The 1,093-nt window shown below is 52.6% G+C and carries 1 protein-coding gene; it reads left to right on the forward strand.

What is annotated here, in order from left to right:
- Window positions 1-732: Uma2 family endonuclease (locus AC0QHF_RS00655; protein WP_324702259.1), on the forward strand; the 732-nt coding region annotated here is incomplete at its 5' end.
- Window positions 733-1,093: the final 361 nt, after the last annotated feature.

The raw sequence follows: 1,093 nt of genomic DNA on the forward strand, positions 1-1,093 counted from the left end.
TGTTTGGAGTGGCTGTGGCGCGATCGCGAAGATTTCTTTATCGGTGCCAACCTGACGATCTATTTTAGCCGTCAACAATTGCGGAACCGGGAGTTTCGCGGGCCGGACTTTTTCCTGGTGCAACCCACTGAGAAGCGTCCCCGCAGATCCTGGGTGGTGTGGGAAGAGGGGGGACAGTACCCCAATGTAATTGTCGAATTACTCTCACCCACCACGGCAACCGCCGATCGCGCCGAGAAAAAACGGCTCTATCAAAACCGATTTCGGACACCCGAATATTTTTGGTTTTCCCCGGATACCTTGGAGTTTGAAGGATTTCGGCTGATTGGGAACCAATATCAGGACATTCCACCCAACGATCGCGGTTGGCGGTGGAGTCAGGAACTCGGCTTGTATCTTGGAATCGAAAATGAGAAGTTGCGGTATTTTACGCCGGACGGAACGTTAGTCCCGACTCCGGAAGAAGCCGCACTACAGGAGATCCAACGCGCTGAAGCCGAACAGCAACGCGCTGAAGCCGAACAGCAACGCGCTGAAGCCGAACAGCAACGCGCCGACGCCGAACAGCAACGCGCAGACGCTGCCAATCAAGAAGCCGAAGCCGAACGCCAACGCGCCGATGCTGCCAATCAAGAAGCCGAAGCCGAACGCCAACGCGCAGACGAAGCCGAATTGAAGGCGCAACAATTATTAGAACAGTTGCGATCGCTCGGTTTTGAGCCGGACTCTTAATCCCGGCAAAAGCGGTTTCAAAAAATCCGTGGGAGATCAAGAGTGTTTGACGCCTACGGATTTATTTTTGCCCGTTTCTCCCAGTTTTTGAAAGGCGCGGGGGTGGGCGTTCCAAATTTGAAAAATAAATGCTCGAAATTGTTGGTGGGTTCCGGGTGCGATCGCCCCTTATAACCCATTTTTCTGTCCGTAGGGGTCATCACGACTGTCCAATTTCAACAGTCCTAGAACGCGCTAAAGCGCAACAACAAATGACTTAAATTGCCCCCCCAACCCATGCTAATCTAGAAACCACACGACACTGAGAATCCGTTCGACCCGACCCCATGAGCAACACCCTTTACGAACAGGATTTCTATAG

Source organism: Lyngbya sp. CCY1209, from assembly GCF_055795065.1.